This window comes from Mesorhizobium sp. M0166, from assembly GCF_040322255.1.
Lineage (GTDB): Bacteria > Pseudomonadota > Alphaproteobacteria > Rhizobiales > Rhizobiaceae > Mesorhizobium.
In genome coordinates, this window is sequence record NZ_JAMYTD010000008.1 from 21,237 (window position 1) to 35,124 (window position 13,888).

A 13,888-nucleotide genomic window follows, 5' to 3' on the forward strand; every position below is an offset into this window, starting at 1 on the left:
GCTATTCGGCGGTCTTGTTCGCCGCCACCTTGTCATCCCAGACCACATGCCGGTAGTCGAAGCCGTATTCCAGCGTCGGCTTGACGATGCGGAAATAGGGCGACAGGTCGAAGTCGCGCGGCGTGTAGAGCGAGTGGTGACGGATGTGCAGGATTTCCTTGCGCGAATAGCTCGACTGGGCCGAAGCACGGCCGGGCGCCCGGGTAATCTCGGGCAGGATCGGGTAGCGGATCTGGCCGTAAGCCTCCGCGATCAGCGACGAGCAGATGGCGCGCGTCGGGTCGCCGGAACCGAAAGCCAGCATGCGGCGGCGCCAACGCACCGGCACCGGCGGCGTCGGCAAGAAGTAGCGCAGCATGTCGAATATGTTCTTGAGATCGTATCTGAGACCGAGTCTGCCGATCATGAAGGCGACGACCGCTTCGCGATCGTCCGGAGCCAGGCCGCTCGCACGGCAGATGCGGGTATTGTAGCTGCGGTAGCGCGACAGCGGCACGGCGATGCAGCCATCGCCGAGCGTGACCTCGATCAGGCGCCGCCGCTCCGATCCGTCTTCCGGCTCCGGCAATGCATCGCCGACATAGAAGGCGGCATGCGACCAGGTCGACTGGGTGAGGTATTTGATTGCCGCCGAGATCTTCTGGTTGCCCTCGATGAGCAGGATGTCGCCGGGTTCGAGCGTGCGGCGCAGCGTTTCGGCGTCCGACGGCGTGTAGGGCTCGTAGCCGGACGATTCCTCCTGCAGCCGGCCGGCAAGCCAGCGGCCAAGTCGGTCCAGAAGCGTGTCGCCGGGCTCGGTCATGCCAGACGGCGATTACCACAGGGCGGCAAATTAGACCATGATCAGCCCACGCCAGGCGCGCCGGCGTCTGCCTGCTGCGGTACCGCTGTGAGATCTTCGCGCGCTTTACGGGCGAGCTTCCTCGTCGAGCGCTTCAGGCTGTCGCCGAAAAGCTCGGCCGCCTCGGCGAGGCAGGTCTTTTTCAGGCTCTTTTCCGAGCGTTTCAGCAGCTTGGCAAGCAACCGCGTGTCCTCAGGGGGGCCAAGCGGCTCGTCCTCGGCATCGAGAAGCGCGCGCATAACGAACACATCGTGCAATTCGCCGAGCCGCTCGCCCAATTCGTCGACGGCCTTGCGTCGCGTCTTGATCGACGTCGGCCACAACCTGCCGAGCAGCGACAGGTGCATGGCATGCGTCTTGGCCGCCTTGCGCAGATCGTGAAAGTCATCGGCTTCGCCGCGCGAAGCCGCCTTGTCCAGCGCTTTCCTGGCGCGGCGCAAAGTGGTGCGCGCGCCTTCGGCGAGCACGTCGGCAGCCTGCTCCGGCTGGTCGGGCAGAGCGAGCTTGTCGATCCGGACGACACCTTCCTCGCAAGCGGCGATCGCCGCGCCTATCGCAGCGTCAAGGCCTGCTCCGCCATGCAGTTCATGCTGGCGCGCAACGAGCCTGTCACGCACGGCATCGAGGCCGCCGGCACTTTGCTCGGGAAAGCTTGCCGCTAGCCGGTCGATTGTTTCGACCAGTGCAGTCGCCTCACGCGGGCCGGCAAGCAGGGCCGCTACCTGGCGGTAGCACTGGTTCTCGGTCACGCAGAATGTTTCGTCTCCGGAACGGACAAGGCGCAGCAAGGCGCGGACGTTCTTCAGCCGTTTGCGGCATTTGTGCAGTCCCTGTTCGGGCCTGTCACGCGCGGCGTTCAGATGGTCGAGCGCCTTGCCGATTTCCTCGGCAAGGATGCGCCTGACCTCGCCGGTCAGCGACATGCGCGGATCGATACGAAAGCTCATGCGACGATCTCCGGAATCCCCCCAAGGGCGAGCGACGCGTTGTAAAATCTCGGCTCGCCGGTGACTTCACGGCCGAGCCAATCTGGCAGCATTTCGTCCGGTACATCCTCCGGCGTCTCGAGCTCGGCGATCACCAACCCCGCAAGCGTCCCGCCGAAGACATCGACTTCGTAGCGATAACCGCGGTGTCTAACATGGTGGCGTGTCTTCTCGATGACATGTCCGATGGCAAAGGCCTGCATCTCCTGCGCCTCCGCCAAAGGTACTGGATATTCGAATTCATCGCGCACGCGTGCCTGGCTGCCGAACTTGAGCGTCAGCTTGGCGGCCGCATCGTTGCTGATGCGCACACGCACCGTACGGCTGGGTTCGGCGACAAGATAGAATTGACGGATATGAATGTCCGCCTCGATCATCGCCCGCCATTCCTCACCTGAGACCAGGAATTTACGCTCGATTTCCTTGCCCATGGCCAGGCACTAAAGCGCGCACGGCCAGAGTTGGCAAGCCGCTTGACCGCACTTGACTTTAATCATTCGATTGATTAAATTATCGGCCATGATCAAATCGCCCAGCGCCAGCGGCCCTCCTCATGAGGCGCCCAAGACCGCCGCAGATATGACGCGGACGGCACTCGTGCACGCGGCGCTGAAGCTGTTCGGACGGCAGGGTTTCGACGGCACGTCGACGCGCCAGATCGCGGCCGAGGCCAAGGCCAATATCGGCTCGATCGCCTATCATTTCGGCGGCAAGGAAGGGCTCCGCAACGCTGCGGCCGACTACATCGTCGACACCATCCAGACCGTTGCCGGCCAGGCGATCGGCAATCTGCAAGCGCCGGCCGCGGCATTGGCGGACACCGAGGCCGCGCGGGCACATTTAGCCGTTGCACTGGAGCGGATGGTGGCCTTCATCGCGGCAAGGCCGGAAGCCGGCGAGATTGTACAGTTCGTCCTGCGTGAGCTGTCGCATCCAACCGCCGCGCTCGACCGTATCTATGATGGCGTGTTCGAACCGGCGCATCACCGGCTCTGCCTGATCTGGGAACAGGCGACGGGCGAGCCGGCCGAGAGCGAGCGCACAAAACTCACCGTATTCACGCTGATCGGCCAGGTCGTGTATTTCCGCATCGGTCGCGAGGCGGTTATGCGCCGGATGGGCTGGCGCGAGATCGGCGATGACGAGGCCGGCAGGATCGCGGCAACAGTAACCGACAACCTCAGTGCGATTTTAGCTCGGCGCGATTTGGCTGTACGGAAGGATCGTGGATCATGAGCCTGCTCTGTTCTTTGCCGCTTGCCGCCCAGCTTTTCAGCGCCTGCGCGCCGGCAGCACCGCTCGCCGTCGGCTACGTCGAGGGCGATTATGTGCTGCTGGCACCGATCGAGGTGGCGCAGGTCGAGACGATTGCGGTCAAGCGCGGCGACCGCGTCGCGCCCGGCACGCCGGTGGTGACGCTGGAAAACGCCGACGCCAAGATCGCGATCGCACAAGCCGAGGCGGCCCTCGCGCAGGCCCAGGCGCAACTTGCCGACCTGCAGGTCGGCAAGCGGCCGGAAGAGATCGCGGTGCTCAAGGCGCAGGTCGACATGGCCAAGGCGCAAGCCGCCGACGCCAAACGCCGTTACATCCGCGCCAGTGATCTGTTCAAACGCGGCACCGGCACACAGGCCGACTACGATACGGCTTCCGCGACGCTGGAGACGGCCAACGCGCAGGTCGGCCAGGCGGAGGCCAATCTCGCCGTCGGCGGCCTGCCGGCACGGTCCGAGACGATCAAGGCCGCCGACAATCAGGTGAGGCAGGCGCGATCGGCGCTGGAGCAAGCGCAATGGCGGCTGTCGAAGCGCGTGCTGACGGCGCCCTCGTCCGGCCGGGTCAACGATGTCATCCGCTATCCGGGCGACACGGCCGGCCCGACCGCGCCGGTCATCTCCATACTGCCGGACGGCGCGGTGAAGCTCAGCGTCTATGTGCCGGAAAGCGCGTTCTCGTCGATCGAGATCGGCACGCTGCTCAACGTCCATTGCGACGGTTGCGGATCGGGCGTGAAGGCTCGCGTCAGCTACGTGTCGCCGGATCCGGAATTCACGCCACCGGTGATCTACTCGCTCGAGACCCGGCAAAAGCTGGTCTATCTGGTCGAAGCGCGGCCGGAGGGCGACGCCAGCGCATTGCAGCCCGGGCAGATCGTCGACGTCGATCTGGCGGACATCGGAAAATGAACGTCATCGACGTGCACGGCCTGGTCAAACGCTTCGGCGACAAGACCGTCGTCGACCATGTGACGATGACGGTGGCCGAGGGCGAGATCGTCGGCTTCCTCGGGCCGAACGGCTCGGGCAAGACGACGACCATCCGCATCATGTGCGGCTTGCTGACGCCGGATGAGGGCGAAGGCACGGTTCTGGGCTTCGACATCCGCACCGACAGCCTGCGGATCAAACGCGAAGTCGGCTACATGACGCAGAGATTCTCGTTCTACGAAGACCTGACGATCGGCGAGAATCTCGAATTCGTGGCGCGGCTCTACCGGCTGAAGCCGCTCGACGAGCATGTGGCTAAGACGCTTGAGGAGCTCGGCCTGATATCGCGCAGGAACCAGCTGGCCGGCACCTTGTCCGGCGGCTGGAAGCAGCGGCTGGCGCTGGCCGCCTGCATCATGCACAAGCCGAAACTGCTGCTTCTCGACGAACCGACGGCTGGCGTCGACCCGAAGGCCAGACGCGAATTCTGGGACGAGATCCACCGGCTGGCGAGCGGCGGGCTGACCGTGCTGGTCTCCACCCATTACATGGATGAGGCCGAGCGCTGCCATCGCATCAGCTACATCTCCTATGGCAAGATGCTGGCCACCGGCACGGTCGAGGACGTGGTGAGGAATGCCGGGCTGACTACGTTCGTCCTGCAGGGGCCGCGGCTCGACCAGGTCGCTGCCGCACTTCATGGCCGCCCAGGCGTCGACCAGGTGGCGCCGTTCGGCGCGACGCTGCATGTCGTCGGCTCCGACAGGACGGCCCTTCAGGCAGCGCTCGCCGACGTCGAGAAAGACCACAAGGGCGTCAGGGTCTCGCCTGGCGAGACCAGCCTGGAGGATGTGTTCATCCAGTTCATGTCCGGTTCGAAGGACAACATGGGATGAAAAACGGGATAAACAGCATCTTTTCCTTCGCCAGGCTGGGCGCGCTGCTGATCAAGGAGTTCATCCAGATGCGGCGCGACCGCATCACCTTCGCCATGATGCTCGGCGTGCCGCTGATGCAGCTGGTGCTGTTCGGCTATGCCATCAACAACGACCCGAAGAGCCTGCCGGCAGCGCTGGTGGTGATGAGCAGCGATCCTTACACGCGGGCCATGGTTTCGGCGCTGCAGACCACCGGCTATTACCGTTTCGACCATGTCGCGCAAAGTGCCGCCGAAGCCGAATTCCTGATGGCGCGCGGCGACGTCGCTTTCGTCGTCACCATTCCCGCCGATTTCGCCCGACGGGTCGAGCGCGGCGACAGCCCGCAGATCCTGATCGAGGCGGATGCGACCGACCCGGCCGTCGCCAGCGGCGCCATCTCGACGCTCGGCACAGTTGCCAACCAGGCGCTGCTCAGGGCACGCGGCATGCAGGAGACGGCGGCCGAAGCTGCCCGGGGGCAGCTCCAGGTGGTGGTGCACCGGCGCTACAATCCGGAAGCCGTCTCGCAATACAACATCGTGCCCGGCCTGCTCGGCGTCATCCTGCAGATGACGATGGTGATGATGACCTCGATCGCGCTGACGCGCGAGACCGAGCGCGGCACGATGGAGAACCTTCTGGCGATGCCGTCCAGCCCGCTCGAGATCATGCTGGGCAAGGTGCTGCCCTATCTGGCGGTCGGCGCCGTGCAGGTGCTGGTGGTGCTGGCGGCGTCGAAGCTTCTCTTCGCCATCCCCTTCACCGGATCGATGTCGCTGCTGTTGACGGCCGTCCTGATCTTCGTCCTGGCGTTGGTGCTGCTCGGCTACACGATCTCGACGATCGCCCGCACGCAGATGCAGGCACTACAGCTCACCTTCTTCTTCTTCCTGCCGTCGATCATGCTGTCCGGCTTCATGTTCCCCTATCGCGGCATGCCGGACTGGGCGCAGGTCTTCGGCGAGGTGCTGCCGCTGACGCATTTCCTGCGCATCATCCGGGCGGTGATGCTGAAGGGCGCCGAGCTGCCGGCAGTGGCAACGGAAATCGGTTGGCTGGTGGTGTTCGTGGCGCTGTTCGCCGGCATTGCGCTGGTGCGGTTCCGCCGGACGCTGGATTAGGGTCAACGCAATCAGCTTGCGCAAATGATCGAGATTCACACGGTCCTGGCCTAGCCCGGAACCGGGGTCAATTCAGGCGCATTGAGCCCTTCGAAGGGATCGCGCCAGGCGTCGATTTCTTCAAGCTGCCGATACCAGCGGCCAACAGAAGGATAGTCATCGAGAGGCAATCGGGCGACGTCGTTGAAGGGCAGAAACGTCGCCATTCGAAAGTCGGCGTAGGAAACCGAATTGCCGACCAGCCATTCTCGCTGGGAAAGCTCGGCATCAAGTATTACAGCGGCGGTACTGAAGTCCCTCAAGCCCTCCTCAACCCGCGCCTGATCGATCGGGCCGAGCGCATAGCGCTGTTTGGTCCCGCGTTCGAAATGCACGACGTCGCAGGCTCTTACGAAGTTCTCTTTGCCCCAACTCAGCCATCGGATCATCTCGGGCTCGTCGTCGCCGGTGCGCCAGAAATGCGAATGGGTGTCGCGTGAAAGCCGGCAGGCTATGGCGTCGGCCTCCCAGAGGCTTTTTCCCAAGTCCACAAGGATGGGCAATGAAAGATTTGGATTGAGCGGCCGAAAGCGCTCGGCCTGCCCCGGAGCGAAGGGAGACGCGAATTCGAACTCGATCTTGGCTTTGAGATACCGTGCCACCGCGACCGCGAGGCGAGGATTGGGATTGCGGCTGAAGAACAGTTTCATCGATCTCAGTCTTTGAAGGTACCGGTTTGACTAGCGCAACGGAGGCTCGAGCGCCTCGAACCGGCACATCACCTGGAATTGGTTGCTATCTTAGCTGGCAGCAATGATCTCGGCATAGGTGCTAAGATCGACATTGCCGCCGGAGAGCACCACGGCAATGGATTTCCCGGCAAGGTCGATCTCGCCTGACGACAGCGCGGCCAAGCCGACGCAACCGCCAGGTTCGACCACCAGCTTCAGGCAAGCCATCGCATCGCGCATCGCCTGTGCCACCGCCTTGTCAGAAACGGCGATGGCGCCAGCGAGGTTCTTGCGGTTGATCTCGAAAGTGATCGCGCCCGGCTCGGCGACGAGAAGGGCATCGCAGATCGAAGTGTGGCCGGGCGCGTTCGACACCCTGGCGCCTCTGATCAGCGAGCGGCGTGTGTCGTCAAAATGCTCCGGTTCCACGGCCCAGACGGCGGTGCCCGGCGAGGCGTCCTTGACCGCTATCGAAATGCCGCTGCTCAACCCGCCGCCACCGCAGGGAACCACTACCGCATCGAGGCTGACACCAAGCGCTCTTGCTTGGCGCATCAATTCGAGGCCGATCGTGCCCTGGCCGGCGATGATGGCCGGATCGTCGTAGGGCGGCACCAGGACCATGCCCTTTTCCACGTAAGAACGGACGACGGCAGTGCGATCGTCGCGGACCCGGTCGAAGGTGATCACGTCCGCGCCCATCTTCCTGACATTGCCGACTTTCATCGCCGGCGCATCGGTGGGCATGGCGATAACGGCCTTGACGCCGAACATCGCCGCCGCGGCGGCAACGCCTTGCGCGTGATTGCCCGACGAGAAGGCGACGACGCCGCGGGCGCGTTCTTCCGCCGAGAGCGAGGAGAGCTTGTTGTAAGCGCCGCGGAACTTGAACGAGCCGGTGCGCTGCAACGTCTCCGGCTTGAACAGGATCCTGGCGCCGAAGCGCTTGTTCAGCTCCGGCGATTCGATCAGCGGCGTTTCGACGATCAGTCCGGACAATCGCGCTGCTGCACTGTGAATATCGGCGATGCCGGGAGGGGTGGTCATAGCTAGGTCCTGCAAGAGATGAGACCGCCTATGTGCACGGAAAGAGAGGCGGCGCACCAATGAAAAAATGTGACCGTTACAATTCGTCTTTGGAGGCAGGAGTGGGGCGTGACCGTCCCCACCGCCTCCTCGGCCCTCCGCCATGCATTCGTCGCTTCAATCGACAAATCGTTGCCGATTGACCGGAATTGCCGGCCGCTCCTCACCCCAACAGCGTCTTTTGCCGTTTGGGGCCGCCCATCTTGCGCCAGGTGTTGAAGCGGTGGGTGGCGGCGGCGAAGGAGATCTTCATCTGTTGTGCGACCGAATAGCGCGACTTGCCCTCGTCGAACAGCCGATAGCAGCACTCGACACCCTCCTCGGTCAACTTGCCGTCGGGAGCCTTGTTGTGCGGATTGGCGGGATCGAATTTTTCGACCTGCTGCTCGACCAGGCCTTTCAGGCGCTGCAGATCCGCCTCAATGTTAGCGATCAGGTCGAGAACCGGTTTGGGATCAAACGGCTGCTGTTTTTCCGGCATCTGCCGCGTTCCTTTCTCTTGGTTGAGATTCGGTTATATAAGTGAACGTTTGCCGATAGCAACAGGCGACGTGTTCGGGATTTTGAAGCTTGTACCTTTTGAGCATGAGCGGAGCGCAAACGATTGACCGGCGACGCGTGAGGTCATAGTTTAGAACTATTCTAAACTAGGGTGAATTTCTCATGCTTTCCCGCGTTTTCGGCATCGGCCGCCGTCCCTTTGAGTCGCTCTCGGAACAGGAGATCCTGGCGCTCGCCATCTCCTCCGAGGAGGATGACGGGCGCATCTATCGCGCCTATGCCGACGGGCTGGCGGAGAGCTTTCCGCAATCGGCCAAGGTGTTCGAGGAGATGGCGGAGGAGGAGGACGGCCATCGCGATTCGCTGATCGAGCTTTACCGCAAGCGTTTCGGCGAGCGTATACCGCTGATCCGGCGCGAACATGTGAAGGGCTATTACGAGCGCAAGCCGGACTGGCTGGTGAGGCCGCTCGGCGTCGATCATGTGCGCAGCCAAGCCGAGGCCATGGAGCGGCAGGCCTACCTGTTCTATATCGAGGCGGCCAAACGCACAGGCGATGCGTCGACGCGAAAGCTGCTCGACGACCTGGCGATCGCAGAACAGGGCCACGAGACACTGGCGCAGCGGCTGGAGCAAAAGCATGTGCCGGGCGCGGTCAAGGACGAAGAGGCGGCAGCCGAGCAGCGCCAGTTCATCCTGACCTACGTGCAACCGGGACTGGCTGGGCTGATGGATGGATCGGTGTCGACGCTGGCGCCGATCTTTGCCGCCGCCTTTGCCACGCATGATACGTTCCAGACTTTTCTGGTCGGGCTTGCCGCCTCGATCGGCGCTGGCATCTCGATGGGTTTCACCGAGGTGGCTTCCGACGACGGCAAATTATCTGGCCGCGGCTCGCCGGCAAAACGCGGGCTGACCGTCGGCGTCATGACGACGCTGGGCGGGCTCGGCCATGCGCTGCCCTATCTCATCCCGCTTTTCTGGACGGCAACCATTGTCGCCGCCGTGGTGGTTTTCTTCGAGCTGTGGGCGATCGCCTTCGTGCAGAACCGCTATATGCAGACGCCGTTCTGGCGCGCCGCCTTCCAGGTGGTGCTGGGTGGCGCGCTGGTGTTTGCAGCAGGGGTGCTGATCGGGAATGCATAGCGGTCCCTATCCGTTCACAACCCGGCTATCTGTTGGCGCCTCGGCGCGTTCGGTCAGGCCGTAGTCGCGCACGACATGAGCGATACGCAAACGATAGTCCGCAAAGATACCGCCGCGCCCGGCCTTTTGCGCCTGCCGATGTTCCTGCGTGTTGCGCCAGGCCTTCACCGCGTCCTCGTCGCGCCAGAAGGACAGCGACAGGATGCGGCTCGGATCGGCAAGGCTCTGGAAGCGCTCGATCGACAGGAAACCGTCGAGGCCGTCGAGCAGTGGGCGCAGGTCGGCGGCAATGCCGAGATAGGCATCGCGCTTGCCCGCCGCCGGCTCAACCTCGAAGATGACGGCGATCATGGCTTCACCAAAGGAGCATGCGGTCCGGAGGCCAGCTTGAGGAAGATGCGGTCCTCCTTCAGAATGAATTTTTCCCGCCGGGCGAACTCGTAATTCGTCCTGCCGGCGGGATCGGCGGCGAGCCGGGCGCGGTAGGCTTCGTAGGCTGCAAGACTGTCGATGTTGTAGGCGGCATAAGCCGTGGTGGCCGAGCCTTCGTGCGGCGCGAAATAGCCGATCAGATCGGCGCCGCAGCGCGGGATCGCCTGCCCCCAATTGCGAGCATATTCCTCGAACGCCGCCTTGCCGAACGGATCGATTTCGTAGCGGATGAAGCAGGTGATGGTCATTTTTCGCCTCCTTGGCGGTGGATGTTTTCTTGCGGTCACAGTTCGAGCGGGATCGAAACGTTCCGAAGACCGATATGCTAGGCAAATCCCTCGCTGATCATGCCTGCCAGAACGATTTCGCGCATTCGCGGCGGACGTCTTCAGGTGTCAGGCCAAGGTCACGCAGCAGATGATCGTCGATCTCGGCGAGGTCGAGACGCTGCAAATGACGGTCGTACCACCGCTTCAGGAGCCGTAGCCGCAAGCGGCGCAAGACAATGAACGGGAACGGCCGGCGATCGGGCGCGGCGCTGAGAATGGTCCTTGCAGGCATCGTCGTCTCCTTGATTTGCATGGAGACTAATGCTTTATCTGACGAGGATGCTTCGATGAGGAACGAACTATGCGCGAAGGACCTGACATAGCCCGCATTGCCAGCCTGGTGGGCGATCCGGCGCGGGCAAACATGCTGTCCGCACTGATGGGCGGCACGGCACTGACGGCGAGCGAACTGGCACTCGAAGCCGGCGTGTCGCTTCCGACCGCGAGCTCCCATCTGTCGAAGCTGATGGAAGGCGGGCTGCTGACGCTGGCGAGCCAGGGACGGCACCGCTATTACGGCCTCGCCGGCCCGCAGGTGGCAGGAATGATCGAAGCCATCACCGGCGTTGCCGCCGCGGTCGGGCCGCAGAGGGTGCGACCCGGCCCTCGCGACGCGGCCATGCGCGTGGCGCGGGTCTGCTACGACCACCTCGCCGGCGAGCAGGCGGTGGCGATGCTGGACCGTCTTGTCGCTCGACAAGTGCTCCTGCGGGATGATGAGGAGATTCAACTTGGGCCGTCGGCCGCCTCGCATTTCGCCGCGATCGGCATCGACATCCATACCAAAGCGCGGCGACCGGTGTGTCGGGCCTGCCTCGACTGGAGCGTGCGGCGTTCGCACCTTGCCGGCACGCTGGGCGCCGCCATTCTCGACAAGATCCTCGCCGAGAAATGGGCGCGGCGCGAGAAGGACAGCCGTGCCGTGATCTTTTCACCGGTAGGCAAGCAGGTCTTCGAGAAGACGTTTCTCGCCTGACAGATCGCTTCGATGCGGTAGAACGGTTCGTCGTTTCACAAACGCTGAACCGCTCTAGCTTTTTTGTTTTGACGCATGTCGTTATCGCAAAACCGCTGCGCACTTTTGCGCGACATGCATTAGCCGCGCTTGAGCGGCTTGGCCCGCTTGAAAAAATCAGCCCAGGGATCGGCTTGCCCGAGCCGCTTCAGCGTCGTCTTGTCGCCGATCGGAAAGGCGTTCGGCGGCAATCCGGCCTCGATTTCCGCCCACGTCACCGGCATCGATACCGTGGCGCCTTTTTTGGCGCGCGACGAATAGGGGGCGACGGTGGTGGCGCCGCGGCCGTTGCGTAGATAATCGACGAAAATCTTGCCCGTGCGCGCCTTCTTCGACAGCGCCGCCGTATAGCGGTCGGGTGCGCGCTGTTCGAGCGCTCGGGCGAACTCATGGGCGAAGCCTTTGACCTCGTCCCAGTCCGCCGACGGCTTCAGCGGGACGAGGACATGATAGCCCTTGCCGCCCGAGGTCTTGACGAAATTCGGCAGGGACAGTTCGTCGAGCCGGCTGCGGATATCGAGCGCCGCGGCACGCACCGCCTTCACGTCGACACCCTCGTCGGGATCGAGATCGAAGATGATCTGGTCGGGTTTTTCCAGCTCGTCCGTGGTCGAGCCCCAGATGTGGATCTCGACGACGCCGAGCTGCACCAGGGCCACGACACCGTCGAAATCGCGGATGAACAATATCTCCTCGCCGTCGGTGGGATCCTTCATCACGGCGATCTTGTCGTGCATGCCGGCCGAGGCGTGTTTTTGGAAGAACCGTTGACCGCCAACGCCGTCCGGCGCCCGCACGAGGCTGAGCGGCCGGTTGATGACGAATTGCTTCATGCGCGGCCAGACCAGCGCGTAGTGATCGACCAGATCCTGCTTCGATACGTTCTCCTCGGGCCACAGAAGCTTGTCGGGGCGGGACAGCGTAACCGAGGTTTTCGCCGCCGCGCCCGCAGGTTTGGCGGGCTTTGGCTTCGGCTCTGCCGCGGCTGAGCGTGCTTTCGGTTTCTCCTGCACGACTTCCTCCGCCGGCTTGTCCTCGCGCAATCCCTGGAACGACGCGTGGCGTATTATACGGTCCGACGTCCAACTGCGAAACTCCACTTCGCCGACAAGTTCGGGCTTGACCCAGACCAGCCCCTTGCCCCTTGGCACCGCCCCGTCGAAGGGCGAGGTTGTCGTCTTCAGCGCATCAAGCCTCTTCTTCAGCTCGTTGGTGCTTTTGGCGGTGAAGCCGGTGCCGACGCGGCCGGCATAGCGCAGCTTGCCGCCCTCGTGATAGCCGACCAGCAGCGAGCGCAGGCCCCGCCCGGTCTTGTCCGACGGCGTATAGCCGCCGATGACGAATTCCTGGCGCGCCGTGCATTTCGACTTCACCCACGAGGGAACACGGCCGCTGCGGTAGGGCGCTTCGGCGCGCTTGGAGACGACGCCTTCGAGGCCCAGGCGGCAAGCGTGCTCCAGCATGATCTTGCCGGGCTCGGCAAAGTGGTCGCTGAAGCGCACGGCCTGATCCTCGGCCTGTCCGGCGAGCAAGGTGCGCAGCCTTTCCTTGCGCTCCACCAGCGGCTCGGAACGGATATCCTCACCGTTGAGACGCAACAGGTCGAAGACATAGTAGATGAAACGGTCCGCACGGCCCGCCGACAGATCTTGCTGAAGCAGCGAGAAGGACGACACGCCATTATCCGCCAGCACGACGATTTCGCCGTCGATGATCGCATCGGTGCATTTCAGGCCGCCAAGTGCCGCGACAATTGCGCCCCCGAATTTGTCGGTCCAGTCGAGGCCAGCGCGTGTCAAAAGCCGCACCTCGGTGCCGACAAGCTGCGCCTGCATGCGATAGCCGTCGAACTTCACCTCATGCAGCCAGTCCTTGCCGGGCGGCGCGTCCCGCTCCAGCGTTGCGAGCGCCGGTTCGATGAATTCGAGCCGCCTTGCCGCGACAGCCTTCGCTTTGCTGGCGGCCGGCCTGTCGGACTGCCAGACGCTTGGCTTCTTGCCGTCGGCGGTCTTGCCTTCGCCGACCTCCTCGATGGTCAGGCCGGATTTCACCGATTGCGGCGCCTCCTGCAAAATGTCCTCGCCCGGACGCGCTGCGGCATCGTCGGATTTGATCAGCAACCAGTTGTCACGCTTTTCTCCCGGACGCGGCTTCAGCCGCACCAGATGCCAGGCGCCATGCAATTTGTGGCCATGCAGTTCGAAACTGATATGGCCTTTCTTCATCGCCTTTGCCGGGTCGCCATCGGGGACCCAAGTTCCCTCGTCCCAGACAATGACCGAGCCGCCGCCATATTGGTCCTTCGGGATGGTGCCTTCAAACGGCGCATAGTCGATCGGGTGGTCCTCGACATGCACGGCGAGCCGCTTTTCGTGCGGGTCGAGGCTCGGGCCTCGCGTCACCGCCCAGCTCCACAGCACGCCGCCATGCTCGAGGCGAAGGTCGTAGTGAAGCCTGGTGGCGGCATGCTTGTGGATGACGAAAATGCCACCCGGCTCGGCTTTTTTGCCGCGCGAAACCTTCCCGGCCGGTTCGGCCGTCTTCTTGAAATTGCGCTTGGCGTGATACTGCTCGAGGCTGGCCATGGTCTGATC

At 63.4% G+C, this 13,888-nt stretch carries 16 protein-coding genes; 6 read left to right on the plus strand and 10 right to left on the minus strand.

What is annotated here, in order from left to right; genetic code table 11:
• Position 1: 1 nt before the first annotated feature.
• From NKJ46_RS12000 to NKJ46_RS12010, 3 genes are read right to left on the minus strand one after another with little or no spacing between them, the layout of a single operon-like run.
• Positions 2-802 (minus strand): C40 family peptidase, encoded by an 801-nt coding sequence (locus tag NKJ46_RS12000; protein ID WP_352665161.1) that lies wholly within the window; start codon positions 800-802, stop codon positions 2-4.
• A 41-nt stretch (positions 803-843) separates the two neighbouring features.
• Positions 844-1,788, minus strand: a complete 945-nt coding sequence (locus tag NKJ46_RS12005; RefSeq protein WP_352665163.1) for a CHAD domain-containing protein — start codon at positions 1,786-1,788, stop codon at positions 844-846.
• Positions 1,785-2,258: a CYTH domain-containing protein gene (locus NKJ46_RS12010; protein ID WP_352665165.1), complete on the minus strand. Its 474-nt coding sequence runs from the start codon at positions 2,256-2,258 to the stop codon at positions 1,785-1,787. The genes NKJ46_RS12005 and NKJ46_RS12010 overlap by 4 nt, the downstream gene beginning before the upstream one ends.
• A gap of 88 nt (positions 2,259-2,346) precedes the next feature.
• Between NKJ46_RS12010 and NKJ46_RS12015 the strand changes: the two genes are divergently transcribed.
• From NKJ46_RS12015 to NKJ46_RS12030, 4 genes are read left to right on the plus strand one after another with little or no spacing between them, the layout of a single operon-like run.
• Positions 2,347-3,063: a CerR family C-terminal domain-containing protein gene (locus NKJ46_RS12015; RefSeq protein WP_502903393.1), complete on the plus strand. Its 717-nt coding sequence runs from the start codon at positions 2,347-2,349 to the stop codon at positions 3,061-3,063.
• Positions 3,060-4,013, plus strand: coding sequence for an HlyD family secretion protein (locus NKJ46_RS12020; RefSeq protein WP_352665169.1), 954 nt, complete (start codon positions 3,060-3,062; stop codon positions 4,011-4,013). Before NKJ46_RS12015 ends, NKJ46_RS12020 begins: the two co-directional genes overlap by 4 nt.
• A complete protein-coding gene (locus NKJ46_RS12025) occupies positions 4,010-4,930 on the plus strand; it encodes an ABC transporter ATP-binding protein (RefSeq protein ID WP_352665171.1) in 921 nt (306 codons plus the stop codon). The genes NKJ46_RS12020 and NKJ46_RS12025 overlap by 4 nt, the downstream gene beginning before the upstream one ends.
• 8 nt (positions 4,931-4,938) lie before the next feature.
• A complete protein-coding gene (locus NKJ46_RS12030; RefSeq protein ID WP_352665315.1) occupies positions 4,939-6,075 on the plus strand; it encodes an ABC transporter permease in 1,137 nt (378 codons plus the stop codon).
• A 50-nt stretch (positions 6,076-6,125) separates the two neighbouring features.
• Here the strand turns inward: NKJ46_RS12030 and NKJ46_RS12035 are convergent, their stop codons facing one another.
• The 3 genes from NKJ46_RS12035 to NKJ46_RS12045 all read right to left on the minus strand — a co-directional run bounded on the left by NKJ46_RS12035 (position 6,126) and on the right by NKJ46_RS12045 (position 8,352).
• Complete coding sequence (locus tag NKJ46_RS12035; RefSeq protein ID WP_352665172.1) at positions 6,126-6,764, minus strand: glutathione S-transferase family protein; 639 nt, start codon at positions 6,762-6,764, stop codon at positions 6,126-6,128.
• A gap of 90 nt (positions 6,765-6,854) precedes the next feature.
• Positions 6,855-7,832, minus strand: coding sequence for a threonine/serine dehydratase family protein (locus NKJ46_RS12040; protein ID WP_352665174.1), 978 nt, complete (start codon positions 7,830-7,832; stop codon positions 6,855-6,857).
• Positions 7,833-8,034: 202 nt separating this feature from the next.
• Positions 8,035-8,352 (minus strand): hypothetical protein, encoded by a 318-nt coding sequence (locus NKJ46_RS12045; protein ID WP_023718860.1) that lies wholly within the window; start codon positions 8,350-8,352, stop codon positions 8,035-8,037.
• 182 nt (positions 8,353-8,534) lie between these two features.
• Between NKJ46_RS12045 and mbfA the strand changes: the two genes are divergently transcribed.
• The gene (gene mbfA / locus NKJ46_RS12050) at positions 8,535-9,518 is read left to right on the plus strand and encodes an iron exporter MbfA (RefSeq protein WP_352468633.1); all 984 of its coding nucleotides are present in this window, start codon (positions 8,535-8,537) and stop codon (positions 9,516-9,518) included.
• A gap of 6 nt (positions 9,519-9,524) precedes the next feature.
• On the opposite strand, the gene NKJ46_RS12055 is transcribed toward mbfA, so the two are convergent.
• From NKJ46_RS12055 to NKJ46_RS12065, 3 genes are all read right to left on the minus strand, one after another.
• Complete coding sequence (locus NKJ46_RS12055) at positions 9,525-9,869, minus strand: antibiotic biosynthesis monooxygenase family protein (protein WP_352665175.1); 345 nt, start codon at positions 9,867-9,869, stop codon at positions 9,525-9,527.
• Positions 9,866-10,198: an NIPSNAP family protein gene (locus tag NKJ46_RS12060; protein ID WP_352665176.1), complete on the minus strand. Its 333-nt coding sequence runs from the start codon at positions 10,196-10,198 to the stop codon at positions 9,866-9,868. The genes NKJ46_RS12055 and NKJ46_RS12060 overlap by 4 nt, the downstream gene beginning before the upstream one ends.
• A 97-nt stretch (positions 10,199-10,295) precedes the next feature.
• Positions 10,296-10,511 carry a DUF1127 domain-containing protein gene (locus NKJ46_RS12065; RefSeq protein WP_352665177.1) on the minus strand — a complete coding sequence of 72 codons (216 nt, stop codon included), beginning with the start codon at positions 10,509-10,511 and terminating at the stop codon, positions 10,296-10,298.
• 69 nt (positions 10,512-10,580) lie between these two features.
• On the opposite strand from NKJ46_RS12065, the gene NKJ46_RS12070 reads away from it, so the two are divergent.
• Complete coding sequence (locus NKJ46_RS12070) at positions 10,581-11,255, plus strand: ArsR/SmtB family transcription factor (protein ID WP_352665178.1); 675 nt, start codon at positions 10,581-10,583, stop codon at positions 11,253-11,255.
• A 119-nt stretch (positions 11,256-11,374) separates the two neighbouring features.
• Here NKJ46_RS12070 and ligD read toward each other — a convergent pair whose 3' ends face one another.
• On the minus strand, positions 11,375-13,879 hold the full coding sequence (ligD, locus tag NKJ46_RS12075; protein WP_352665179.1) for a DNA ligase D: 2,505 nt from the start codon (positions 13,877-13,879) through the stop codon (positions 11,375-11,377).
• Between the last annotated feature and the right edge of the window lie 9 nt (positions 13,880-13,888).

Excerpts from the sequence above, each read along its gene's own strand:
- NKJ46_RS12005 (WP_352665163.1), bottom strand. The coding sequence starts at position 1,788 with ATGAGCTTTCGTATCGATCCGCGCATGTCGCTGACCGGCGAGGTCAGG.
- NKJ46_RS12000 (WP_352665161.1), bottom strand. The coding sequence starts at position 802 with ATGACCGAGCCCGGCGACACGCTTCTGGACCGACTTGGCCGCTGGCTT.
- NKJ46_RS12060 (WP_352665176.1), bottom strand. The coding sequence starts at position 10,198 with ATGACCATCACCTGCTTCATCCGCTACGAAATCGATCCGTTCGGCAAG.
- ligD (WP_352665179.1), bottom strand. The coding sequence starts at position 13,879 with ATGGCCAGCCTCGAGCAGTATCACGCCAAGCGCAATTTCAAGAAGACG.
- NKJ46_RS12010 (WP_352665165.1), bottom strand. The coding sequence starts at position 2,258 with ATGGGCAAGGAAATCGAGCGTAAATTCCTGGTCTCAGGTGAGGAATGG.
- NKJ46_RS12070 (WP_352665178.1), top strand. The coding sequence starts at position 10,581 with ATGCGCGAAGGACCTGACATAGCCCGCATTGCCAGCCTGGTGGGCGAT.
- NKJ46_RS12055 (WP_352665175.1), bottom strand. The coding sequence starts at position 9,869 with ATGATCGCCGTCATCTTCGAGGTTGAGCCGGCGGCGGGCAAGCGCGAT.
- mbfA (WP_352468633.1), top strand. The coding sequence starts at position 8,535 with ATGCTTTCCCGCGTTTTCGGCATCGGCCGCCGTCCCTTTGAGTCGCTC.
- NKJ46_RS12035 (WP_352665172.1), bottom strand. The coding sequence starts at position 6,764 with ATGAAACTGTTCTTCAGCCGCAATCCCAATCCTCGCCTCGCGGTCGCG.
- NKJ46_RS12020 (WP_352665169.1), top strand. The coding sequence starts at position 3,060 with ATGAGCCTGCTCTGTTCTTTGCCGCTTGCCGCCCAGCTTTTCAGCGCC.
- NKJ46_RS12065 (WP_352665177.1), bottom strand. The coding sequence starts at position 10,511 with ATGCCTGCAAGGACCATTCTCAGCGCCGCGCCCGATCGCCGGCCGTTC.
- NKJ46_RS12045 (WP_023718860.1), bottom strand. The coding sequence starts at position 8,352 with ATGCCGGAAAAACAGCAGCCGTTTGATCCCAAACCGGTTCTCGACCTG.
- NKJ46_RS12040 (WP_352665174.1), bottom strand. The coding sequence starts at position 7,832 with ATGACCACCCCTCCCGGCATCGCCGATATTCACAGTGCAGCAGCGCGA.
- NKJ46_RS12015 (WP_502903393.1), top strand. The coding sequence starts at position 2,347 with ATGATCAAATCGCCCAGCGCCAGCGGCCCTCCTCATGAGGCGCCCAAG.
- NKJ46_RS12025 (WP_352665171.1), top strand. The coding sequence starts at position 4,010 with ATGAACGTCATCGACGTGCACGGCCTGGTCAAACGCTTCGGCGACAAG.